The following is a 20,315-nucleotide window of genomic DNA, read 5'->3' on the forward strand; positions in this document are numbered from 1 at the left end:
GATATCATCAACTCTCCACATGCGATTCCGTCCATTCCTTCGTCCGCAACGGATAGGGAAACTGTAAGTAGAGCGAGCAAATGAATCCTTCCGGCTTTATGAACAAGTACTATGACTGGGCGTCCTTCGAGACCTTTGTGAAAGAGCTTCACGAAGGAGATGGCGACGTGACAGTACAGCGCGATGTCACGGAAGTAGATCGATACGGTGCCAAGCGGCAAACCGATGTGAAGATTATTAGAAGATCTCGATTCCATCAGTTCGTCACTCTTGTTGAGTGCAAACGCTGGAAGGAGCCAGTCGGACGGGATCGCATCGATGTCCTTTCGTCAAGTATCGAAGCCCTAGGCGCCAACAACGGCGCAATCTTTACGACTACTGGATTCGAGGCCGGCGCCATCGCATATGCAAAGGCGAAGAATATCGAGCTCTTCGTCGTGAGAGATCTCACACCGGAAGAGTGGGGCCTGCCCGGTCGTCATGTATCGTTTCATCTTCACGTGAACGCCGCCGAATTTCAAGAAATTAAGTTCGCAGCGGAAGCCATTATGCTGATCGATGCGCCGCCAGGTCATAGAGAACTGGCAATTGAGCTCAAGGCGGACAAGGCTCTTGATCCTGAATTCGACCTTTTTTCCGTAAAAACGGGTGAACGGGGTCCGAACTTGGTTGGCATTCTCGGCGATGCTCACCGCATTATCCTGACAGCTCTCGGTAACTCTATCGGCGTTTTCGAAGACGGCAAGGACGCTACTCTAGAGATCATCGCACCCTGCGATTTGGACCTCTCACGCACTGAGTTCTGTCAGCTCAGGTTGCCAGAATTTGCGGCGAGGGTTGCGCGTATTGGTTTCGTATTCCGAGCGCATGTTAGTCAATCCATAATCAACATTGATCGGGGAGAGGGGCTGGATTTCGCCGTGATGGTGGAGAGCTATGTATCCGACCAGCGTCTCCTGGCCCATCGACGCGTAGGTAGTCCAGAGACCATATTCCAAAATGCCGCGCTGAACGAGACCAACGCAACGGTATCGGAGGATACCCTTCAGAATGGTTCACTACTGAGGGTCTGCACGTCTCCTTGGGTCGGCCTAGGTGGCCAGAAGGCCGACAGAACGGGATTTACCAATCAGTTGGTTAGTGTGGTCGTCGAAACGGAAGGGCGTAAGCCCCAGCTATCTCTTGTTGCACAGCCACGCGGTCCCATGTAAGGGCTCCCTTGGCCGTCTACGCCGTAAGATGAGCTAAAACCAGTTCGGCCAGGTGGTCCACATCCCCCTCGGATAATCCTAGAAGCTCACGCTTCGCGTACTGGACTTCGAGCCCGCCCTTGTTGACGCGGTCGCGCAGACCGAACTGGTGGACAGCAGCAATTCGCTCCGCGTTGCCAATGAAGGTCACTACCGCGCTGTTCGGGTCGGACTGTGCCTTCATGAAGCGGGAGGTGCGCAGCCGCATGAACATTGCCCGGCGCACACGGCCGGTGCGCTGCCTGAGACGGGGCTTGCGTGGCTCGTACGCGGAACCATCGGGATTGCGCTGCTCTGCGATGCGCACCGCCTGCCGGCGCCGCAGCTCACCGCCAACGGCGCGCAGCAGGGCGCGTCGCTCGCCGGCATCGAGCTTGTGCAGCAGGGCGCCCGCCCATGCGGTTAGGTCTTCCAGGCTGTTCACGCTGCAGGCACCTTCCAGCCGGATGGGTCATCGAACTCGTCCACCGGCTCGGGCGCATGCGCGACGCTGTAGCGCCCATCCACCACCTTGACGATGACACGCTCGGTCAGCGGGACGCGCATCAACAGGTCGACGCAGTCGTGATTCAGGATGTCCGTCTCGAACTTGAATCCATCGGGACGCTTGTCCGGGTTCGTGAACAGCTCTGGCTGGTTCTCGCGCAACCAGGCCATCGCCGGCACCATGATCGCGTCCGCGCTTTCGGCAAAGTCCGTCACGATCAACGTCAGTGTGTACTGATATTCGAACGAGATCGTCTTCGCGCCGGTGGCCACTACTCGGCCTTCGTCCACGAACAGATGCAGCTTCTCCGGGTTGCGCTTCAGGTCCGCCACGGCGGCGGTGACCGCTGCGCGCAGCTCTACGGGCTTTCTCATTGTGCCGGCTCCCCGATGATCGTCACGCCCTGTGCACGCAAGGTGTCCTGCAATGCCGTCAGTCGAGCGGCGTTGGTGTGGCCGGTGGTGTAGTTGCCGGCGACTGTGCCGGCGACGGCAGAGAGTGGAACGCCTGAGGGGGCCGCATCAGAGCCTCCGGGATCCTGATCGAGCACGCCACCGGCGGCGGCGGCGTCGTGCAGGCGCACAAAGCCACCAGGCACAGTGCAAGCGGCATCAGCTTCGACGGTGACATAACGGGGTACCTCCTTGATGATGGTGTCGCCCTTTAAGCGAGTGGTCTGGACGCGGTCGACATACTTGGTGACTTCGACCACACCGGCATCGGTGCTGTCGAGCTGGGCGCGCAGCGAAGCCACCTGCGCTTCGGCAGCGTCGGCACGCCTGACCGTGTTTTTGTACCGGTCGGTGAACCACGCGGCCGCACCGGCCGCCACCACCAGGGTGACGACAGCAGCCAGCGCAATGACGAGTGGTCGGTTCATGCGGGCACCTGTTCTTCGGCTTCATAGCGCACAAAGGCTCGAGCCAGCTTCACGTCGTAGAGGTTGTCCTTGTACGCGGGGCCATTGAACAGGCTGGCAAACGTTGCCCACCGCAGGCCCTTCAGTGCCTTGTGCAATGAGGGGTCTGCGAGCACGAAGCGCACGAACGCATCGAGCTGCTCGGCTTCGCCACGGCGCATGCTGTCGGTGAAGTCCTGCACGCTGGCATAGCCCAGGCGCTCCCAGTGGTACGCCATGATCTGGAACATGCCCCAACTGGCAGAGGCGAGGGCGCATGCCTGGTCAAGCCCGCCGGCCTGCGCCAGGCGCATGTGTTCCGCGGCCTTGCCCATGTACCCGCCACGGACTGGATTGACGATGTTCGGGTACTGACGGGCGAGGCCATCCGCGTCATGACCGGCGGCGCGCAGTTGCCGGTACATGATGTGGCGCTCGAAAAGGATCACCGGTCGGCCATCGGGCAGGAACCCCGGTCCTTGGCTCTCCACTTCGTTCACGGCCCGCACTGCCGCAAGCTTCACATCCAGCGTGACGGCCGCCCGGCGCAGATCGTCGGCGCCCAGATGGCCGGGGACGCGTCCGTCAAGCTGCAGGGCCAGCAGGGTCTTCGGGCCGGCCACGCCGTCCACGACCAGGCCGTAGCGTGTCTGCCCCATCACCACGGCCAGCGCCGTTGCATCATCGAAGGCGCCGGTCAGCTCGATACGGGCGCCACGCACGCGCAGCAGGCGCTGCAGCTCGCGCACCTCGGCGCCGACATCACCGCGTCGCAGTAGCGTCATGGCTCGATCTCCGAAGCAAGCGCAGCAGCAGGGATTCGCCTTCACCGTCCGGATCCAGTCCCGTGATGCGGAAAAGCTCGACCACGTTGCCCCGTACGGCATAGATGGCGATGCACAGGACGGCGGTGATGCCGTTGAGCGCGAGTAGCGTCCATTCGTAGCGCTCGAACAGCACGCCGATGGCTACCGCGCCAGCCATCACGATCAGGGCGTAGGCCAGCCGTGCGGCCCACGGCCGGTGGGCGGCGCCATTGCGGCGGAAGAACAGCAGCCGGATGGCGATCAGAGCGCACAGTAGCGCCTGGACCACGAAGAGCGTCTTCACTTGGCACCTCCGTCACTGTTGCCCCGAAAGATCGCGACCAGACGATCGCTGTTGTCCGCGAGCCGGATCAGCGCCAGCAGCAGCTTCACGAGCACGGCGGATGCGACCAGCGCGCCCACGCCGTGGCTGACCTCGGTGTCGGCCGGCAGGATCCGAGCGATCAACGATGCGGCCAGTGGGGCGGCGAGCCAGCCCATCACGATGGACAGCATGAGGAAGGCGATTTTCTTGCCGGTGGTCAGCTCGTCCGAGTTGAGGGCGAAGACTGCAGCGCCCGCGAACGCGCCCAGCACTGTGGCCGCGTCGACGCCTGGCACCAGCGTGACCGCGCCGATGCCCGTTACGGCGAGAGCGGCGGTCGAGCTGGCGGAAATGGGTTCAGCCATGATGGATTCCTTGGGGTCAGTCCCAGAGCTGGACGCGCTGCACGTCAGCCTGTTGGGGGAGGTCGGGCAGGTCTACGATCGTGCCGTGGGGAAGGACCGGGCCAAGATCGGCCAGGCCCCGGTTTGCTTCAAGAACCGCCTCGGTGATGCCGGCGGTCTGGCCATAGATGCGATGGCAGATCGCGTCCACGGTGTCACCTTGCATGGCGATGACGCGCATCAGATCAGCTCCACCGTGCTGCGCGGCCGGCCCACGATGTCGCTGGTCGCCCAGCGCGCATCCCGGCGCAGATCCTCCACCGCCTGCATCAGGGCCTCGGCCTTGCGGTCGCCGGCCGCCGTGGCGTCGTAATCCCGGTACCGCTCAATCAGCCCGGCGCGTGCCTCGCAGTACACCGCCCGCAGATAGCGGTGTACGGGCGCGGACTTGCTGTCGATCTGTGCCGAAGGCACCGACTCCAGCGTCTCGTAGCCGGCTGCCTGCTGCTCGGCACGCCACGCACCCAGATCCGCGTTCACGGACAGCGCCGCTTCGACCAGGGCAGCCCGCAGGCGCTCAGCCGCCACTGTGCCGTCCTGCCGCATGGCGGCCGTCGCCGTGTCGACATCGATGTCGGGGAAGAATCCATCGTTGATGATCAGGTTCTGGCCGGCGGCGGCGGGCTCGGCTGCGAAGAATGAGGACATGGGTACGCGATCAGTGAGTGGAGGCGGTGGACGGGGTGACCGTTTGGGTTGGCCTTGCGGCGCGTCCTTGGGACACCCCGTGCCGCCTAATGCGCGGGGTCACGCTCGGTGTCAGCCCGTACCGTCCTCCTGAGAGGTGGCGGGGCCAGCATTCTTGATGTCACGTTCCAGGCGCTCGATATCCTTCTTCACGCCGACCTTCTCGTGGAGCTGCAGGGCACGCTGCAGCTGGTCAAGCGCGTAGCGGCGGGAGGCTCGCTGCTGCGACACGGACTTCAGTGCGTCGACCTGAGACAGCGCCACATAGCCCAGCGCCTTGTGGAGCTTGGCGCGCACTTCGTCGGGCATGTCTTCGCCCTCCACGAGCTGCGTCACCTCGGCCAGCGCCTCGGCGTCGACCGGCTGCCCGGCCTCGGCAGCCTTGATGGCCATCGCGGCGTATTCCTCTGCGATCAAGCACGCAGTGGTGCGCTGGTATTGATCGGGCATGACCAGGCCGTGACGGACGGCATAGCGTGCGAGCGGCAGGGCGCCGGCGAAGTCGCCAACATCGATGTGCCAGACCATGACGGTCATGAACACGTCGTCCTGCACGCCCTTGTCCGCATCCAGCGTGCCCTGCACCCAGTCGGAGTACTCGGGCAGCATGCCGCGTTTGGCGTCGGCCTTGCGCTCGATGGACTGGATCTGCTTCAGGGCACGCTTGTGCTCGGCGAGCTGCGCCAGCATGAGTTCGTGGCCAGTGGCGTGCCGCATCGGATCCGCCGTGAGCGTGACGGCCGCCGCCATGCCGGCCGTCACGCGCAGGTAATGCCGTCGGGCCGGGCTGCTCATTGCTGCACCATCTGGATGTTTTCGGCCATAGCCGCGCAGCTCAAATCCTCGATCACATACGCGTCGTTGCTCGACTCGTAGTTCTCGATGCGATCACGCTTCGCGTTGTCGAGAATTGTCCGGCGCAGGGAGCCTTCCTGCCAGTAGATGGACAGGTTGTCCAGGCGCGTGACCATCAGCGCCGTGGACGGGAAGAACGGCACACGCATGGCGGGCAGGTTGCCGATGCGCTTCTGGCTCATGATGATGTCAGCAGCCAGCTTCTGCGTCGGGTCACGGTCCTTGTTCAGCAGCGGGAAATACTTGTCGGCCAGCAGCTCGCGCCCGCAGATCACGACCAGCTCGGGGTCTTCAGCCCACCACGGCGCAATCATGCTGTTGACCAGATCGAACACCAGGGCGTCGAGGCTGGCGTAATCGCGCGCAGCGTCGGTATCGGGGCCGCCCACAACGATCTGGTCATTGGCCTTGCCGTCAGCCATCACGCGTTGGGGCGCTTCTTCACGCAGCTTCTGCAGCCAACCCTTGTTGACGTCCTGCAGCATCGGGTACAGCGCACGGTTGGACGTAGCGGCACGGGAGACGCCGTTGAAGCCGGCCATGATGCGGTCCAGCGCCTTGCGCTTGATGACGACGTCGCGGATGCGCGTCTGGAAGTCGGGGAACTTCGCCCAGGCATCCAGCATGCGGTAGGTGATGTGCGTGTCCGAATTGGTTTGTTCGCAGCGGTAGCTGCGATCATCCAGCGCGGCGAGATCCGTGGTCTGGCGCTCACCCTGCGTGGTGTCGGTGGTGCTGGCCACCGGGCCGGACACGCCAAGCCCGACCTTCTGACCTTCCTGCTCGGTCACGCCATAGACGTTGATCTTCGACAGGAACTCGCTTGATTCCTGCGTCTTCGTTTCGAGCTTCTGCTGGACGCTCGGCGTCACGCTGAATTTGCGGTCGACGCGTTCCACGCCGTTCAGTTCGGCGATCTTGGTTTCGTATGCCGCAAATTTGCGGCGGGTATCGTTACGCATTGAGTTGGCTCCGGGTGATGGTGTGTGTCGCTGTCCTTGGGGCGCTGGCTCAGCAGTCGGTTTCGACGTCGGCGCTGCCATTGCCGCCCGTGGCCGGCGGGCGCTTCGTGAAGGTCTCTGTCTTCTCCAGATCGCTCTTCAGCGTCGAGAATTCCTTGCTGGCGGTGGACTGCTCTTCCTTCAGCTTGTCCACCTGTTCGGCCACAGTCTCGACGACCTTCAGCACCTTGCTGAAGTTGTCGCTCATGCCCTTCACCTCGGCGGCGAGCGCCGTCACGGCCTCATTCGTGTCGGCGTGCTTCGCTTCGTTGGTGGCATCGCTTTTGTCCTGGCGGGAGAACATGCGCTTGATCGAGGCGGACAGACTGGACGGTTCCTTGCCCTTGTCGGCGGGCGTTTCTTCGCTGAAGTCCAGCGTGATCTCCACCGCCTCGGTGAACAGATTCTGCGGATCCTGTTTGCGCTCGGCCAGGGGATTGACCTTGGCTTTGGCGCTGAATGCCAGCATCTCGCAGCCGAGGCTCGCCGGGTTGTCAGTCACGGCCAGGCCGGTCAGGTACGCCTCGCCGGTGTCCGCGAAATCCGGGCTCACTTCCATCGAGCAGAACACCTTCTGCCGTGCCTTGTTGAAGGCGACCAGTTCGGCCGTGGGATCAAGCTGCGCGAAGAGGCGCATCTTGCCGTCCTGCTCTTCGGCCTTGAGTGCTAGTACATCGCCGTATGCCTTAAACAGGCCAGTCGGGTCGTAGCCGCGAATGTGCTCCATGTTGATGCGCGCGCCGTAGGTCTTCGGGTCGTAGCTGGCCGCCATCTGCACGATCATCTGACGGTCGATCACGCGCCCGTCGCTGGTCGCGCCTTCTGTGGCGATGCGGAAAAACTTCGGGTTCTTGACGGCCATGTTTTCCTCTTCGGTGGTGGTTCGGTGTGGTGTGGTCGTGCTGCCATGTTCGACGGGCCGCCGCGCGCGGGCAACGCAATCGTGTTGTCCGCTTTGCTGTGACAACACGCGCGACGTGGCACGCGCGCGCGCGGACGGTAGCGTTGCGGCATGACTACGCTTCCGCCCATAACATCGCTGTCGCTGGATCCTGAGATGGAGCCGCGACGCATTGCGCGCGCGCTCTACTGGCAGGGCTATCGCGTAGCCCGCATCGCCGAGATGCTCGGCAAGAAGCCGTCCACGATTCATAGCTGGAAGCAACGCGAGCAGTGGGACCGTGCCGACGCTGTGACGCGTGTGGGTTCGAATCTCGAAACGCGCATGGCGCAATTGATCGCGAAGGAGAACAAGGAAGGGAAGGACTTCAAGGAGATTGATCTCCTTGGCCGGCAGATCGAACGCCTGGCACGCGTGCGCCGCTACGAAGACAGCGGCAAGGAAGCGGATCTGAACCCGAAGGTGGCCAACCGCAACAAGGGGCCACGCCGCGCGCCGGAGCGCAATGCGATCAGCGAAGACGAGCAGGAACAGCTGGTCGACGCGTTCAAGGATTCGATGTTCGACTACCAGCGTGCCTGGTACGAGGCGGGTCTGACCGAACGGATCCGCAACATCCTCAAAAGCCGGCAGATCGGTGCTACGTGGTACTTCGCGCGGGAAGCGTTCATTGACGCGCTGACTACCGGCCGCAATCAGATCTTCCTGTCAGCCAGCAAGGCGCAGGCTCACGTCTTCAAGCAGTACATCATCCAGTTCGCGAAGGACGCGGCCGGGGTGGAGCTGAAGGGCGATCCAATGGTGTTGCCCAACGGCGCCACGTTGTACTTCCTCGGCACGAACGCGCGCACCGCTCAGAGCTATCACGGCAACCTGTATCTGGACGAGTACTTCTGGATCCAGCGGTTCCAGGAGCTGCGCAAGGTGGCATCAGGGATGGCCATCCACTCGAAGTGGCGGCAGACGTATTTCTCGACGCCTTCCAGCCTCGCCCACGAGGCATACCCGTTCTGGTCGGGGGCGCTGTTCAACCGAGGCCGGAAGAAGGAAGACCACATCCGCGTGGACGTGAGCCACGCGAACCTGCAGGGCGGCCGTCGGTGCGCGGACGGTCAGTGGAAACAGATCGTCACGGTGGAAGACGCCATCGCCGGTGGCTGCAACCTGTTCGACCTCGACCAGCTACGGCTGGAGTACAGCGACGCCGACTTCGAGAACCTGCTGATGTGCGGCTTCATCGATGACACGGCATCCGTCTTCCCTCTGTCCATGCTGATGCGCGGCATGGTCGATAGCTGGGAGGTGTGGGAAGACTTCCGGCACTGGTCGCCACGGCCCTTTGGCAATCGCGAGGTGTGGGTGGGATACGACCCGAACGGCGGTGGTGGCGACAGCGCCGCACTGGTGGTCGTGGCACCGCCGCTTGTACCAGGCGGCAAGTTCCGCGTGCTGGAAAAACACCAGTTCCGCGGCATCGACTACGAAGAGCAGGCGGCGGCTATCAGGCGCGTGACCGAGCGTTACAACGTCGCTTACATCGGCATTGATCGCACCGGCATCGGCGATGCCGTCTATCAGCTCGTGACCAAGTTCCGGCCCGATGCGGAGGGATTCACCTACTCGGTCGACGTGAAGACCGGGCTCGTGCTGAAGGCGCACGACGTGATCAGCAAGGGGCGCCTGGAGTTCGACGCCGGGTGGACTGACTTCGCCGCATCGTTCATGTCGATCCGCAAGACCACCACCGCAGCCGGCGGCCGCGTCACTTACCAGGCCGGCCGATCAGAAGAGACCAGCCACGCGGATCTCGCGTGGGCATGCATGCACGCCATCGCACACGAACCACTCGAAGGCGTCACCACCACCAATACCAGCATCATGGAGCTGTCATGACCCGTAAGAAAAGAGGCCGCACGCCGGACGTGATCAAGCACACCGCGCCGCCGGCCACACCGGCCCTTGCGTCGGCAGCGATGGAGGCATTCTCCTTCGGTGATCCTGTCGCGGTGCTCGACCGTCGCGAGCTGCTCGACTACATCGAGTGCCAGCGCGTTGGCGAATGGTTCGAACCGCCAATGCCGTGGGACGGACTCGCGCGCACGTTTCGTGCGGCCGTGCATAACAGCTCGCCCATCTACGTGAAGCGCAACATCCTTGTGTCGACGTTCATCCCGCACAAGCTGCTCTCGCGCACCGCATTTGCACGCTGGGTGCAGGATTTCCTTGTCTTCGGTAATGGATATCTGGAGCGTCGTGACAATGCGCTAGGCCGGCCGCTGTCGCTGGAGCCGTCGCTTGCAAAATACATGCGCCGGGGCGCGGACCTTGATCGGTATTTCTTCGTGCAGAACTGGCAGGACAAGCACGAGTTCAAGCCGGGCAGCATCTTCCACCTGATGGAGCCTGACATCAACCAGGAGGTGTATGGTCTGCCCGAGTACCTGTCGGCGTTGAATGCGACCTGGCTGAACGAGTCGGCCACGCTGTTCCGCAGGCGCTACTACAAGAATGGCAGCCACGCTGGCTTCATCCTTTACATGACCGATGCCGCGCAGAAACAGGAAGATGTCGACAACCTGCGCGAGGCACTCAAGAACAGCAAGGGGCCGGGCAATTTCCGAAACCTGTTCATGTATGCACCCAATGGCAAGAAGGATGGCATCCAGTTGATCCCTGTGTCCGAAGTTGCGGCCAAGGACGAGTTCTGGAACATCAAGAACGTGACGCGCGATGACCAGCTTGCCGCGCACCGTGTGCCGCCGCAGTTGATGGGCATCATCCCGCATAACACTGGCGGTTTCGGTGATGCAGAAAAGGCCGCCTTGGTGTTCGCCCGCAATGAGGTCAAGCCGCTACAAGACAGACTTTTGGAGGTAAACGATTGGCTTGGCCTCGATGTTGTTCGATTTCAGCCTTACGCTCTCACTGCGACCCAAGGTGGGTAGCGCCAATTTCAGGCGAGGAGGATGGTGAATGTCTCCTCCGCCTATTTGAGCTACCAATCTTTCAGGCCAAGGGCCGTGGAATCGCCCTAAATTTCGTCATTGCGGCGTCACCGGCCGCTGTGAGGGTCCAATACGTGCCCGTGTCCTTGACGCTACGCGGCTTCGCGCTTCGATCGATAAGTTTTAGTGCGCGGAGCTGCACAATCACGGTTTCGAAGTCTTCGACCTTGACCTCCGATTTTCGGATGGTTTCGGCTTTCCCGAACAAATCCCTTAGCGATGTTTCGGCTTCTGCATGTGCAAGACGACTCAGAGCCATGTGAACAACCCGTTCGTTTGCTTCGTCAATTAGGCCGGGAGCAATCGCGCCGAAGATCTGGTTCCAAGACACGCCAACTGCGATTTCAGCCTCGGCCATGTCGTTTCCCCAGTGATCTCGTGCCCTCGCAGTGAAGTGCAATGTAAATTGATCATCTCCCTGCGCAAGATCACTGGTGTCGTGTGATGTAGTTGCTCTGGCAGCAACAAGCTCGGCCTCAAGCTGTTCAATCTTTTGATGAAGGTGAACCATCTGGATGGCTGCGCTCTCGTCAGGCACTCGATCAGCCCGAACCCATCCAATCGCCGGACTTGTCTTGATTAGCTGTACTAGGCTACGACTCACCTGGCTGCCTAGTTCCGCAGGACTGGTCCAAAACCTACACAGCTTCTTTGATGCCAGTTCCCTGAACGCCAGAAGCTTTTTCTTTCCTTCTTCGGAAGACTCCGATTTACCAACGGCGATTGTCTCCGGTGCTTTGTGGAGGAACGCGATTATTGGTTTGCCAGTTTCCAATGCATAGCGATACTCCATCTCGGTGTAGCTGATTCCGTCTGCCCCCACCGAGCCATAGCGCCCCCCCATTACGAGGATGTAGTAGTCGCAATCATCAATGACCCGCTTGATTAGGCTCCATTGATCTTCGTCCGCCGCAGGGAAAAGCTCCATGCCGGATGGTATGCAATCCAGTTCCAGCAGAGCTTGCATGATCTCCTGACGCTCCTCCTGCAAATCTGCATAAGTAGAGCTGATAAAGACCTGATACCGCTTATCCATAACCCCTCCCATTTCCCCAAGCCCTTTAGTGTTGGCGATTGCAAATTCTAAGTTATTACAGGCGCACGTCGATTGGAGCGGCTTGGCATAGACATGGCCTGGCTCTCCTCTACGCACCGCGCGCGGTTGAGACCCCGCCTCACCCGGGCGCTTCATCGAGTGGTTTTTATGCACCGATGCAACCCGTCGCCGGCCGCGCCGGCACTGGGGCCGTGGGCAATCTGCACCGTGCATGCACTTACGCAGATTTACGCAGCTCGCGCAGTTCCTTCACAGGGTGTTGACAGCCTCTGCTGACCAGGCTCCCTCACAGCGGCGACGAAGGCTATGGACCGGGGGCGTGTGAGGGAAAAGGTAACCTCGGTAACATGCCCTCAAAATCAACGCTAACTCATTGATTTATAAGGGTGGAACAGGTTACCTACAAAAGGTAATCTGAGGTAACACAAAAGGTAACCTGTTCGTAAGTGATTGATTTTATTAGGGATGGCGAACTATAAAAGTTACCAAGACTAAAGGTAATCTGGTTACCCTAAAGTTACCCCAATGTTACCTTTTTACTGAAACCCGCAAATCCTTATCTGACAAGGGTTTCCGGGCAATTCTCGTCCATAGGTTACCAAAGTTACCTTTTTCCGGACCCCCCGAAGTTTAGCGCTAGCCGTCTTTTGCCTGTATGTATATACAGTGGTCGAGCGAAACACGCTCTCGCAACTGCAAGCTCAGAATGGTCGACGTCCGCTGTCGGTTTCAACCTCGTATGCGCGATGCACCAGACCTGCTGACATGTGCGGGCATCGGCGCTCGCTTTGTGTTACATAGTGATGCACTAAGTACCAATTCATTCCGCCTTCTGTTTGTCACCGAATACCCACCGGGAGGAAAGCATGTCGCAGCACGAAGTTGAAGGGTTCTACGAGGTCCAATTTGCCGCTCTCGGTCAGGGCGTCGGCTTGATCGTGATTGAGGACGGCAAGGTCCGCGGCGGAGATGCTCAGTTCCTCTATTCCGGCCAGATCCAGTTCGCTGATAGCGGAGCCTTCACTTTGGACCTGCGAGTAGCAAGCTACGCCGCTGGCGCCCGATCGGTCTTCCTCACTGGGCAGGGAGCCTTCACGCTTCGCCTGAAAGGAAACATTGTGGGGACGGATTTCAATGCCACTGGTGTTGCTGACGGTGTGGGTAGCGGCGCGACATTCACGGTGAAAGGGCGACGCGTTAAAAATATCGATCTCACTTGAGACGGGAAAACTCCATAGGGAAGGGGCTGATCAATGGCGCTGGTTCGACGCGAACGCATCCTGATTCTGGCGAAGACTTACCCTTCCCCTAGCGCTAAGCACGTCGAGACTTCCTGCGTTGCCGGGATCAGCCACGACGGCGCCATGCGCCGCCTGTATCCGGTGCCATTCCGGATGATCCAGCAGGATCAGCAATTCCGTAAATGGCAGTGGATCGAGGTTGGCGTAGAGAAGGCCCCAGCCGATCATAGGCCCGAGAGTCATAAGGTCGACATCGGAATGCTTGAGGCCAAAGAGAGAGTACCGAGCGAAAAGGGCTGGGCGAAACGGCGCGAGTGGATGGACAAGATCCCAACGTTCACCAGCTACGATGAGATGGACCAGGCGCGCATGGAAGACGGGCTATCGATCGCTCTACTACGGCCTAAGAAAATGCTTGGCCTTGAGATCAGGGACGCACGCCACAAGGACTGGACAGACGACGAAAAGGAGAAGCTAATGCGTGCTCAGATGCAGGGCGACCTGTTTTCGGAGGCGCAGGCCAAGCAGCAAGTTAAGGAGCTGCAGAAGGTGCCGTTCGACTTCTACTACAACTATGTTTGCGACACGCCAGAAGGCGAGAAAGAACACAAACACAAGATCGTAGATTGGGAAGCCGGTGCGCTGTACTTGAACATGTTCAAAGAACATGGGCCGAATGGCTGGAGAGAAAAATTCCGAGCGAAGCTGGAAGCAGATCTGTTCAATAAGGATCTGATGTTGCTGATGGGCAATCAGCACCGATTCCAGGACCAGTGGCTAATCATTAGCCTGTTTTATCCGCCCAGACAAGTGCCGGCCGATGACCGACAGCTTTCGTTGCTTTAACTGACGATGTGCTGGATCTCCATGCCGCACTCTTTGCTCACGGCATCCGCCACCATCGACCGGTGGCAAAAATTGAAATCAGCTTCATAGCAAAGTAGCGCACACGTCGACGTTTGCGCCAAGTCAGCCAGATCTGTGATGGCGCCCTTCTGCGTCTTCAAATGCTTGACGAATCCGGTCGTGTACCGTTTCCAGTTTCCGTCTTCTCGATAGCCATCGCGCACGGACTTTGGGCAGCCCAACTCGACCATGTGAACGTACTCGAGGCCGGAGAGGTTGAGCACGTTGGCGAGCGCCTTTTTGGAAAAACCGGGCTTGCGGGATAGCGGCAATTCGCGGATGTCCACGACAGTCTCAATGCCGTGGTCCGAGAGTAACGACATGAACTTGTCGATCTCAAGTCCTTCGTAGCCGATAGTAAAAACAGTCATGCTCTCTACACCTCTAAAGGTTCGATTTTAGCGGAGTCTTTTGCTGAGGGGCACCTCTGTTCAATGGGGTGTGCCGTGAATGTTACGGGGGTATGCAACGCCAGATCGTGTGACGTCTCAAGCCGCCTTGGGCGCTCAAGCGTGAGGCCAGGCGTTGACGGGATGGCTGAAATAGAAACGCCACGAGCCTAGAAGATCGTGGCGCAAATTTCGGGTTGAGACCGAGCCTGCGAAAACCCGGGGCGCATAAGTCCCGGGAACACTGGCGTTCAATCCATCCGCTGCTTCACGTAGCCGGACAGAGCACTTGAGAGGATGGCGGAGCCGAGAAGCGTCTGAAGTTTGTCGAAACCCTTGTCGGACAAAAACTTCCATTGGTCCGGCACGATGATGTGCCAGACGTAAATGACGACGCCGACCATCAAAGACACCGCAATGATCCAAAACACACAGATCAATGCGGCATTAATATGGTTACGAAAGGACTGGTGGCGCCTATGCTCCTGCTCTTTGCCATCCTCCTCGAGGTCCTTGCCTTGCGCGAGGAAAGCAGCTTCTTGCTTTGCCCGAGGATCGGCTGGACCAGCAGGCGGGGAAAAAGTCGGCCCTCCCGGAAAAGCGGACTGATCCCCGGAAGCTTCGCCCTCAGGTTCCTTTAACTGCTGGTCACTCTCCGCCATCTTACAAAGCAGAGTGCGATTGCTGAACGAGAATATTCTTATAGAAATTCTCAATCAGATCATTTGAGATCGGAGCGTTTTGCCCGGCACTTTGCCAAGTGACAGTCCACGGCGTTCCAGGCTGATGCGTCGCATTTGACAAGGTCAACCCGTCAACACCGCCATAGACGTCAGCCACATGATTCAACACGCTCAACTCTTGGGCATCGAAAGGGGCGGGCATTCCGAATGAAAAATTCGGGCCGATGTGGGTGACGGGACTACTACGGAAGTTCTTAACGGCGTGATACACGCTCGGAACAACAGGTCCGTATCCCCAAGCCTGCACAGGCTCGTTGAACAAGGGGCGACCAAACTGCCCCAGCATAAAGCCTTGAGCGATGTAGACGAGCTTGAGTAGCTGCATCGGGGTCACGGCATCCCCAATCGCTTGCCTGCGTGAGAGGATGTACCGCGCAACCGAAACCGCGCTGTGATTCATGGCAATCTCTCCGTTGACGTACCGTTCCTTGGGCCGCGCGTCTTGGCGACGGGCGAATATAGCACAGGTAACGACATGTCAATAATAAATCAATACTGTATTTTTGTACAGTAGTTCGCCTCGATGGGGCGACGAGGAAACTGTAGCTAAATTGCACCTTGGCCACCCTTGGGTTGCCTTGTTTGAGCTTGCTTGGCCTTGGTTTCGCAATTTGCGAGTTGCGTAAGGCATTGATTTATAAAGAATGCTGGCGCGTCACCAAAACTCCGAAGGCAGGGGTTGCTGGTTCGATCCCAGCCGGGCGCGCCAATCCCCACAAGGGTTTCCCGTCGTTTCCTCCCGTCCTGCCCTGCACCGACTGTAGCGAATCCGCAGCCAGCTTCGGCACCGGTACCTCCGTCAGCGGCGCCAGCCACTGTGCGCCAGGTGATTCGTCGCAGGCAGCGCATACCGCTGCACTACCTCCATCGTTTTTGAGCACATGCGGCGGCGTGGGATTTGAGCCAGGGAGTGCTCGCGCCGACAAGCACCCGTTTTGGTACCAGCGCCGACTCGCCCCAACCATTCGCGCTACTGCTTCTCCTTCTCCTTCACCGCGACGTTCTGGCTAACTACGGCCCGATATCGAGCGCCATGCTTCCCTCAATTTCGTCACGCGCTGGGGCGGGTCGATTCGGATGGGACTGGCAGAAAGCAGCGGCCATCGGTCTTCCTCAACACCCCCATCGCGGGCTCGCCGCACCCGCGTAGCGGTTACGGCAACCGGCCGAGATTGTTTCCCTGCGTGAACCACAGTGCGGTCGTCGACGTGTCTTCCGGGCGATGGTCAGGCTACGTAATCTACTTCTCAACGAAGCAGGAGCGGCGCAACGAAATGGAATCTTGCAGCGCAAGGTTCGCCGCCTAAAAAAACGTTGTCAGAAACAGGAGTCAAACATGTGCCTATGCCACGGATCACAATACCCTGAGCACGATCTGGTTCCGTCGCGCTACGCGACGCGTATCGGCGACATCGAGGTCATGGTACTTAGCGATGGGGCGATACCAGTGCCCGCCAATATCCTGGGTACGAACGTTGATTCGGCCGTCCGGGACGCCGCGCTACGCGGCAGATTTCTACCGGACGTGATCGATTGGGGACTGAACGTCCTTGTAGTCCGTAGCGGCGGCCGGACGATCCTTATCGACGCCGGGATGGGATCGGAGATGCCAGAGTCCACGCGCACCGGACGATTGGCCCTGCGTTTGAAGTGCGCCGGTATCGATCCTGGTTCCGTGACCGATGTCGTCGCAACCCATATTCACATGGACCATATTGGCGGTCTGCTCGATGAGCGGCTGAGGAGTCAGATGCGTCCGGATCTGCGGATCCACGTGTCGCACACCGACGTCGAGTTCTTTGAGAACCCCGATTTCTCCCACAACACATTCAACGGGATTCAGGACATCATCCGATCAAGCTCTCGGAAGTTTCTGGATATGTACAAGAGTGAGTTGCGACCGTTCGACAAGGAATACCAGGTGGCGCCGGGAGTTGTCGTCGCGCTCACCGGCGGCCATACCCCCGGGCACAGTTTGGTCCGCATATCGTCCGGAGGTGAGCGGCTGACGTTTGCTGGTGACGCAGTGGTCCCGGTCGGGGTCGAATGCCCCGAATGGGAAAATGCCTTCGATCACGAACCCGAGGATGCGACTCGCGTCCGCGTTCGACTCTTGCGAGAAGCCGCGGCGACCGGCGAGCTGTTCTTGGCCAGCCACTTGTCGTTCCCATCGCTCGGCCGTGTTGCAGTGGATGGCAATGCCTTTCGATATGTACCGGCCAACTGGGCATACTGAAGAGCGGTCCTGGCGCGCCTCCAAAAAACCGAAGGCAGGGGTTGCCGGTTCGATCCCAGCCGGGCGCGCCAAGTTTTTCTCAGTCTTCCACTGATCGTCACCGCGCTTCCACGTCACCGGCCCATGCGCCGCTGGTAGCTTTGCGTAATCCGGTTGACCAATCCTGGGTCACGGGAGTCGGCCGCCTGGAATTCCACGCGCACGGAGCCGTCGGACTGCTGCCGGATCATGGCCGCTACCGGCGTGCTGCCGTAGTAGCCGGTAATGTTGCCGGTAGTCGGCTCCTGTGTCTGGATCGTCACGCCCTGGTCGCGCAGCGCGTCCGCCGCCGCGTAGAACGAGCGATCGTAGCTGGTCGGGCCCGCCGGGCCGGGTGGGTAGCCATAGTAGGTGCAGCCGGCCAGCAGCAGGGCGGTGCACAGTGCAAGGATCGATGGCAGGCGTTTCATGGCAATCCCCTTTTCCGGTCGATGCCGAACCACCTTCGTTCTAGCACCTGGCTGGGGTTGCCGGATATTGGGCGGAAGGCTCAGGCGCTGCCGGGGAACGCATCGACATGATCTCGGTCTTCAGTGAACGGGACCGGGTGCTGAACGGGCTAGTGAGCATCAAGGCCAACGTATAAGTACGATGCCGGCGCATCACAAGACGTACAGGATTCGACATGAGTGAAAAGATCGACTATCAGGTCATGGAGCTGGCGCACGGCAAGCCAGTGAAGATGTGGACTCACGGCGTGGCCGTCGAGGAAGACGCGCGCCGGCAATTGCGAAACACCGCGAGCATGCCGTTCGTGTTCCGCCATCTGGCGGTGATGCCGGACGTTCACCTCGGTAAAGGCTCGACCATCGGCACCGTGATTCCCACGCAGGGCGCCATCATTCCGGCCGCGGTCGGCGTGGATATTGGATGCGGCATGATGGCCGCGCGCACCACGCTCAAGGCCGCGGACCTGCCGGACTCGCTGCACGGTCTGCGTAGTGCCATCGAACGCGCCGTGCCGCATGGCCGCGCGCCGGGGCGTCGTGATCCGGGGGCTTGGGGTGAGCGCGCACCGCACCATGTGGACGACGTGTGGAAAACGCTGGTGCCGGGCTTCGACCGGATTTGCGAGAAGTATCCGAAGCTGACCCGGACCAACAACTACGTCCATCTGGGAACGCTCGGTACCGGCAATCACTTTATCGAGGTGTGTCTCGATGAGAGCGACCGCGTCTGGTTCATGCTGCACAGCGGGTCGCGCGGCGTGGGCAATGCGATCGGTTCGCTGTTCATCGAGCTTGCGCAGCAGGACATGCGTCAGCACATCGCAAATCTGCCGGACCGCGACCTCGCATACTTCGAGGAAGGCAGCGAGCATTTCGACGATTACGTGGAAGCGGTAGGCTGGGCGCAGGAGTATGCGCGCCGCAATCGGGAAGTGATGATGGCCGCCGTGATTGCCGCCGCGCGCGGCGTGATCGGCAAGCCGTTCGACGTGGACGAGCACGCTGTGAACTGCCACCACAACTACGTGCAAAAGGAACGGCACTTCGGCGCCGAGGTCTTTGTTACCCGCAAGGGGGCGGTGTCGGCGCAGAAGGGGCAGCTCGGCATCATCCCGGGTTCGATGGGCGCAAAGAGCTTTATCGTGCGTGGTCTCGGCAATGAAGAGAGCTTCTGCTCATGCAGCCACGGCGCCGGCCGCACGATGAGCCGTAGCGAAGCCAAACGCCGTTTCACGGTGGCCGATCAGATCAAGGCCACTGCCCACGTCGAGTGCCGCAAGGATGCGGCTGTCATCGACGAAATTCCGATGGCCTACAAGGACATCGACGCGGTGATGGCGGCGCAAAGCAGTCTGGTGGAAGTGGTGCACACGCTGCGGCAGGTGGTTTGTGTGAAAGGCTAGTGCGGCATGCGCGGCGGCAATCAGCCTGCCGCCGCGCGAACAAAGCGCAAAGTCACGGATTCTTGTGAAGCGCTTTGTTCCCACTGCCTTACTCGTGTGTCGCGGCTAGCGGTACCCCGTGGTATCGGCCGGCTTTCCGGGGTCCTGCACTTCCACCATATAGCGCCATGCGTCGGGCTGGCTGCCATCGAGATCGGTGAAGCCATAGACCCTGGCAAGCTGCCCGCTCGACAGAGATTGCCCGTTCCACCGACTGACGTTTTCATCCGCTGCCAGCGCCGCCACCGCGCGGCCAACATAGGCGGGACTTTCCGAAATTCCGAAATGCGGCTGGATCTTCATGGCGTCACGCCAATTGGATTCGGTCACGCGATATGCGTCGAGCATCGCCTCGGACCGTAGCCATCCAGGGGTCAGCGCCACGGCCGTGCCGCCATAGGGTTTCAGTTCGTGCGCCAGTGACTGCGTCATGCGCAACACGCTGGCCTTGGCGAGATCGTAGAAGAATGACACGCGATAGTTGGCATCGTTGTAGGCGCGCGTACCGTCGGTGATTTCGACCACCAGCCCGCCCGGCGATTCGATCAGCAATGGCAGTGCGAAATGGCTGGTAATAGCGTGCGTGGCGACGCCAAGCTGTAGTGTGCGCAGACCGATGTCCAGCGACGATTCCCAGACGGTCTTGTTCCATTCCATGACCGTGGCGCCCCAGATATCGTTCACGAGTACGTTGAGCACGCCGTGATCTGCCCGGATGCGTTCGACCAGCGCGCGTACCGCTTGTGGCTCCGTATGGTCCACTTTCACGGCGATACCGCGCCCACCCGCCGCGTTGACAAGTTCCGCCGTCTCTTCAATGGTTTCCGGCCGGTTCATTTCCGATCGCGCGGCGCGCGTCGAGCGGCCCGTTACGTAGACTGTCGCGCCCGCGGCGCCAAGTTGCACGGCGATGCCGCGCCCCGCGCCGCGTGTGGCGCCCGCTACCAATGCCACGCGTCCGTCCAGCGGTGGGGAGTTCATGGTCATGAGAACGATGCTAGGCGCCAGTGGCGTCACCCGCAAGACGGCGTGTCTCGCGTTCGCCGCCTCATCGCTGTAACCGATCGCGCCGGCCTGACGTTCCGCCGCGCGGGCTGGATCACGTAAAGCGTTGGCGGCAGGCCGCTTGCGGGTGACTGGCGCGCACCTTGCATGAGCACTCTCCCGGCCATCGATTCCCGATGCACAAGGGAG

Annotated in this window: 24 protein-coding genes; 7 read left to right on the top strand and 17 right to left on the bottom strand. The window is 60.4% G+C overall.

All coding sequences use genetic code 11. The features are described from left to right. Nucleotides 1-80: 80 nt before the first annotated feature. The gene (locus AC3FLX_RS14695) at nucleotides 81-1,211 is read left to right on the top strand and encodes a restriction endonuclease (protein WP_488697655.1); all 1,131 of its coding nucleotides are present in this window, start codon (nucleotides 81-83) and stop codon (nucleotides 1,209-1,211) included. 16 nt (nucleotides 1,212-1,227) lie between these two features. Here the strand turns inward: AC3FLX_RS14695 and AC3FLX_RS14700 are convergent, their stop codons facing one another. From AC3FLX_RS14700 to AC3FLX_RS14750, 11 genes are all read right to left on the bottom strand, one after another. Further along, nucleotides 1,228-1,674, bottom strand: coding sequence for a phage virion morphogenesis protein (locus AC3FLX_RS14700; protein ID WP_488697657.1), 447 nt, complete (start codon nucleotides 1,672-1,674; stop codon nucleotides 1,228-1,230). After that, nucleotides 1,671-2,111 (bottom strand): phage tail protein, encoded by a 441-nt coding sequence (locus tag AC3FLX_RS14705; protein WP_488697659.1) that lies wholly within the window; start codon nucleotides 2,109-2,111, stop codon nucleotides 1,671-1,673. The genes AC3FLX_RS14700 and AC3FLX_RS14705 overlap by 4 nt, the downstream gene beginning before the upstream one ends. Then, nucleotides 2,108-2,617, bottom strand: a complete 510-nt coding sequence (locus tag AC3FLX_RS14710) for a hypothetical protein (RefSeq protein ID WP_488697661.1) — start codon at nucleotides 2,615-2,617, stop codon at nucleotides 2,108-2,110. The genes AC3FLX_RS14705 and AC3FLX_RS14710 overlap by 4 nt, the downstream gene beginning before the upstream one ends. Further along, nucleotides 2,614-3,420 carry an N-acetylmuramidase domain-containing protein gene (locus AC3FLX_RS14715; protein ID WP_488697663.1) on the bottom strand — a complete coding sequence of 269 codons (807 nt, stop codon included), beginning with the start codon at nucleotides 3,418-3,420 and terminating at the stop codon, nucleotides 2,614-2,616. The genes AC3FLX_RS14710 and AC3FLX_RS14715 overlap by 4 nt, the downstream gene beginning before the upstream one ends. Then, a complete protein-coding gene (locus tag AC3FLX_RS14720) occupies nucleotides 3,398-3,745 on the bottom strand; it encodes a phage holin family protein (RefSeq protein WP_488697665.1) in 348 nt (115 codons plus the stop codon). The genes AC3FLX_RS14715 and AC3FLX_RS14720 overlap by 23 nt, the downstream gene beginning before the upstream one ends. Then, nucleotides 3,742-4,131, bottom strand: a complete 390-nt coding sequence (locus AC3FLX_RS14725) for a putative holin (RefSeq protein ID WP_488697666.1) — start codon at nucleotides 4,129-4,131, stop codon at nucleotides 3,742-3,744. Before AC3FLX_RS14725 ends, AC3FLX_RS14720 begins: the two co-directional genes overlap by 4 nt. A gap of 16 nt (nucleotides 4,132-4,147) precedes the next feature. Continuing rightward, nucleotides 4,148-4,351, bottom strand: coding sequence for a tail protein X (locus AC3FLX_RS14730; protein WP_488697668.1), 204 nt, complete (start codon nucleotides 4,349-4,351; stop codon nucleotides 4,148-4,150). Next, nucleotides 4,351-4,818: a head completion/stabilization protein gene (locus tag AC3FLX_RS14735; RefSeq protein WP_488697670.1), complete on the bottom strand. Its 468-nt coding sequence runs from the start codon at nucleotides 4,816-4,818 to the stop codon at nucleotides 4,351-4,353. Before AC3FLX_RS14735 ends, AC3FLX_RS14730 begins: the two co-directional genes overlap by 1 nt. Nucleotides 4,819-4,929: 111 nt before the next feature. Continuing rightward, nucleotides 4,930-5,652: a phage terminase small subunit gene (locus AC3FLX_RS14740; protein WP_488697672.1), complete on the bottom strand. Its 723-nt coding sequence runs from the start codon at nucleotides 5,650-5,652 to the stop codon at nucleotides 4,930-4,932. Further along, nucleotides 5,649-6,674, bottom strand: coding sequence for a phage major capsid protein, P2 family (locus AC3FLX_RS14745; protein WP_488697674.1), 1,026 nt, complete (start codon nucleotides 6,672-6,674; stop codon nucleotides 5,649-5,651). Before AC3FLX_RS14745 ends, AC3FLX_RS14740 begins: the two co-directional genes overlap by 4 nt. Nucleotides 6,675-6,723: 49 nt before the next feature. Further along, nucleotides 6,724-7,575, bottom strand: a complete 852-nt coding sequence (locus tag AC3FLX_RS14750; RefSeq protein ID WP_488697676.1) for a GPO family capsid scaffolding protein — start codon at nucleotides 7,573-7,575, stop codon at nucleotides 6,724-6,726. A gap of 150 nt (nucleotides 7,576-7,725) precedes the next feature. On the opposite strand from AC3FLX_RS14750, the gene AC3FLX_RS14755 reads away from it, so the two are divergent. Further along, entirely contained in the window at nucleotides 7,726-9,507 is a 1,782-nt protein-coding gene (locus AC3FLX_RS14755; protein WP_488697678.1) for a terminase ATPase subunit family protein, read from the top strand. After that, complete coding sequence (locus AC3FLX_RS14760; RefSeq protein ID WP_488697863.1) at nucleotides 9,504-10,559, top strand: phage portal protein; 1,056 nt, start codon at nucleotides 9,504-9,506, stop codon at nucleotides 10,557-10,559. Before AC3FLX_RS14755 ends, AC3FLX_RS14760 begins: the two co-directional genes overlap by 4 nt. 61 nt (nucleotides 10,560-10,620) lie before the next feature. On the opposite strand, the gene AC3FLX_RS14765 is transcribed toward AC3FLX_RS14760, so the two are convergent. Further along, on the bottom strand, nucleotides 10,621-11,811 hold the full coding sequence (locus AC3FLX_RS14765) for a DUF4062 domain-containing protein (RefSeq protein ID WP_488697680.1): 1,191 nt from the start codon (nucleotides 11,809-11,811) through the stop codon (nucleotides 10,621-10,623). A 731-nt stretch (nucleotides 11,812-12,542) separates the two neighbouring features. Here AC3FLX_RS14765 and AC3FLX_RS14770 point away from each other — a divergent pair. Beyond that, nucleotides 12,543-12,896, top strand: coding sequence for a hypothetical protein (locus AC3FLX_RS14770; protein ID WP_488697682.1), 354 nt, complete (start codon nucleotides 12,543-12,545; stop codon nucleotides 12,894-12,896). 33 nt (nucleotides 12,897-12,929) lie between these two features. Continuing rightward, nucleotides 12,930-13,763 carry a DUF8758 domain-containing protein gene (locus AC3FLX_RS14775; protein WP_488697684.1) on the top strand — a complete coding sequence of 278 codons (834 nt, stop codon included), beginning with the start codon at nucleotides 12,930-12,932 and terminating at the stop codon, nucleotides 13,761-13,763. Here AC3FLX_RS14775 and AC3FLX_RS14780 read toward each other — a convergent pair. From AC3FLX_RS14780 to AC3FLX_RS14790, 3 genes are all read right to left on the bottom strand, one after another. Beyond that, nucleotides 13,760-14,194: a DUF488 domain-containing protein gene (locus tag AC3FLX_RS14780; RefSeq protein ID WP_488697686.1), complete on the bottom strand. Its 435-nt coding sequence runs from the start codon at nucleotides 14,192-14,194 to the stop codon at nucleotides 13,760-13,762. The two genes, AC3FLX_RS14775 and AC3FLX_RS14780, sit on opposite strands and share 4 nt — an antisense overlap. A gap of 269 nt (nucleotides 14,195-14,463) precedes the next feature. Beyond that, the gene (locus AC3FLX_RS14785) at nucleotides 14,464-14,874 is read right to left on the bottom strand and encodes a hypothetical protein (RefSeq protein WP_488697688.1); all 411 of its coding nucleotides are present in this window, start codon (nucleotides 14,872-14,874) and stop codon (nucleotides 14,464-14,466) included. Nucleotide 14,875: 1 nt separating this feature from the next. Further along, a complete protein-coding gene (locus AC3FLX_RS14790; protein ID WP_488697690.1) occupies nucleotides 14,876-15,355 on the bottom strand; it encodes a Panacea domain-containing protein in 480 nt (159 codons plus the stop codon). An 882-nt stretch (nucleotides 15,356-16,237) separates the two neighbouring features. Here AC3FLX_RS14790 and AC3FLX_RS14795 point away from each other — a divergent pair. Then, on the top strand, nucleotides 16,238-17,191 hold the full coding sequence (locus AC3FLX_RS14795) for an MBL fold metallo-hydrolase (RefSeq protein ID WP_488697692.1): 954 nt from the start codon (nucleotides 16,238-16,240) through the stop codon (nucleotides 17,189-17,191). Nucleotides 17,192-17,304: 113 nt separating this feature from the next. Here AC3FLX_RS14795 and AC3FLX_RS14800 read toward each other — a convergent pair whose 3' ends face one another. Beyond that, a complete protein-coding gene (locus tag AC3FLX_RS14800) occupies nucleotides 17,305-17,640 on the bottom strand; it encodes a hypothetical protein (RefSeq protein WP_488697694.1) in 336 nt (111 codons plus the stop codon). Between the two features lie 215 nt (nucleotides 17,641-17,855). Between AC3FLX_RS14800 and AC3FLX_RS14805 the strand changes: the two genes are divergently transcribed. Then, nucleotides 17,856-19,082 carry an RtcB family protein gene (locus tag AC3FLX_RS14805; protein WP_488697696.1) on the top strand — a complete coding sequence of 409 codons (1,227 nt, stop codon included), beginning with the start codon at nucleotides 17,856-17,858 and terminating at the stop codon, nucleotides 19,080-19,082. A 105-nt stretch (nucleotides 19,083-19,187) separates the two neighbouring features. Here AC3FLX_RS14805 and AC3FLX_RS14810 read toward each other — a convergent pair whose 3' ends face one another. Further along, nucleotides 19,188-20,108 (bottom strand): SDR family oxidoreductase, encoded by a 921-nt coding sequence (locus tag AC3FLX_RS14810; protein WP_488697698.1) that lies wholly within the window; start codon nucleotides 20,106-20,108, stop codon nucleotides 19,188-19,190. Nucleotides 20,109-20,315: the final 207 nt, after the last annotated feature.

It is taken from the genome of Cupriavidus sp. 291-E7 (assembly GCF_057798835.1).

Excerpts from the sequence above, each read along its gene's own strand:
- AC3FLX_RS14695 (WP_488697655.1), top strand. The coding sequence starts at position 81 with ATGAATCCTTCCGGCTTTATGAACAAGTACTATGACTGGGCGTCCTTC.
- AC3FLX_RS14705 (WP_488697659.1), bottom strand. The coding sequence starts at position 2,111 with ATGAGAAAGCCCGTAGAGCTGCGCGCAGCGGTCACCGCCGCCGTGGCG.
- AC3FLX_RS14710 (WP_488697661.1), bottom strand. The coding sequence starts at position 2,617 with ATGAACCGACCACTCGTCATTGCGCTGGCTGCTGTCGTCACCCTGGTG.
- AC3FLX_RS14715 (WP_488697663.1), bottom strand. The coding sequence starts at position 3,420 with ATGACGCTACTGCGACGCGGTGATGTCGGCGCCGAGGTGCGCGAGCTG.
- AC3FLX_RS14725 (WP_488697666.1), bottom strand. The coding sequence starts at position 4,131 with ATGGCTGAACCCATTTCCGCCAGCTCGACCGCCGCTCTCGCCGTAACG.
- AC3FLX_RS14730 (WP_488697668.1), bottom strand. The coding sequence starts at position 4,351 with ATGCGCGTCATCGCCATGCAAGGTGACACCGTGGACGCGATCTGCCAT.
- AC3FLX_RS14735 (WP_488697670.1), bottom strand. The coding sequence starts at position 4,818 with ATGTCCTCATTCTTCGCAGCCGAGCCCGCCGCCGCCGGCCAGAACCTG.
- AC3FLX_RS14740 (WP_488697672.1), bottom strand. The coding sequence starts at position 5,652 with ATGAGCAGCCCGGCCCGACGGCATTACCTGCGCGTGACGGCCGGCATG.
- AC3FLX_RS14745 (WP_488697674.1), bottom strand. The coding sequence starts at position 6,674 with ATGCGTAACGATACCCGCCGCAAATTTGCGGCATACGAAACCAAGATC.
- AC3FLX_RS14750 (WP_488697676.1), bottom strand. The coding sequence starts at position 7,575 with ATGGCCGTCAAGAACCCGAAGTTTTTCCGCATCGCCACAGAAGGCGCG.
- AC3FLX_RS14755 (WP_488697678.1), top strand. The coding sequence starts at position 7,726 with ATGACTACGCTTCCGCCCATAACATCGCTGTCGCTGGATCCTGAGATG.
- AC3FLX_RS14760 (WP_488697863.1), top strand. The coding sequence starts at position 9,504 with ATGACCCGTAAGAAAAGAGGCCGCACGCCGGACGTGATCAAGCACACC.
- AC3FLX_RS14765 (WP_488697680.1), bottom strand. The coding sequence starts at position 11,811 with ATGAAGCGCCCGGGTGAGGCGGGGTCTCAACCGCGCGCGGTGCGTAGA.
- AC3FLX_RS14770 (WP_488697682.1), top strand. The coding sequence starts at position 12,543 with ATGTCGCAGCACGAAGTTGAAGGGTTCTACGAGGTCCAATTTGCCGCT.
- AC3FLX_RS14775 (WP_488697684.1), top strand. The coding sequence starts at position 12,930 with ATGGCGCTGGTTCGACGCGAACGCATCCTGATTCTGGCGAAGACTTAC.
- AC3FLX_RS14780 (WP_488697686.1), bottom strand. The coding sequence starts at position 14,194 with ATGACTGTTTTTACTATCGGCTACGAAGGACTTGAGATCGACAAGTTC.
- AC3FLX_RS14785 (WP_488697688.1), bottom strand. The coding sequence starts at position 14,874 with ATGGCGGAGAGTGACCAGCAGTTAAAGGAACCTGAGGGCGAAGCTTCC.
- AC3FLX_RS14790 (WP_488697690.1), bottom strand. The coding sequence starts at position 15,355 with ATGAATCACAGCGCGGTTTCGGTTGCGCGGTACATCCTCTCACGCAGG.
- AC3FLX_RS14800 (WP_488697694.1), bottom strand. The coding sequence starts at position 17,640 with ATGAAACGCCTGCCATCGATCCTTGCACTGTGCACCGCCCTGCTGCTG.
- AC3FLX_RS14805 (WP_488697696.1), top strand. The coding sequence starts at position 17,856 with ATGAGTGAAAAGATCGACTATCAGGTCATGGAGCTGGCGCACGGCAAG.
- AC3FLX_RS14810 (WP_488697698.1), bottom strand. The coding sequence starts at position 20,108 with ATGACCATGAACTCCCCACCGCTGGACGGACGCGTGGCATTGGTAGCG.